Annotated in this window: 1 protein-coding gene; it reads left to right on the forward strand. The window is 49.4% G+C overall.

The features are described from left to right. Nucleotides 1-711: aminopeptidase P family N-terminal domain-containing protein (locus tag R7190_RS27450; RefSeq protein ID WP_318137878.1), on the forward strand; the 711-nt coding region annotated here is incomplete at both ends.

A 711-nucleotide genomic window follows, 5' to 3' on the forward strand; every position in this document is an offset into this window, starting at 1 on the left:
CAACTGGTAGCAAAAGCCGGTGCAGACAGCGCAGTCATCACAGCGCTTGATTCTATTTGTTGGCTATTGAACGTACGTGGCTTGGATGTATCGCGTTTGCCAGTTTTACTGTCGCACGCGATTCTTCATGCCGACTCAAGTGTAGAGTACTTCCTAGATCCCGCTCGCTTACCTGCTGAATTTGCAGCGCACTTGGGCACTGGTGTGACGGTTCATCATCCAGAAGCACTTCAATCTCGCCTTGAAGCCATGTCTGGTAAAAAGTTATTACTCGACCCAGCAATCAGTAACGCATGGTTTAAGTTAGTTCTGCAAAATGCAGGCGCATCGGTTATTGCTGCAGCCGATCCATGTTTAATGCCAAAAGCCGCGAAAAACGAAGTTGAGATTGCGGGCATGAAAGCCTGTCATATCCGCGACGGTGTAGCGATGAGCAAATTCCTTTGCTGGCTAGATGCCGAAGTGGCTGCAGGCAATCTTCATGATGAAGCTACACTGGCTGATCGCCTAGAAGCATTCCGTAAAGAAGACCCAACGCTGATGGATCTGAGCTTTGATACCATTTCTGCGGCAGGCGGCAATGCGGCTATGTGTCACTACAATCATGAGAACCAACCTGAGCCAGGTAAGCTAGAGTTGAACACACTTTACCTTGTTGATTCAGGCGGTCAGTACCTAGATGGCACAACCGACATTACACGCACCATCGCG

Source organism: Vibrio sp. 1078-1, from assembly GCF_033340475.1.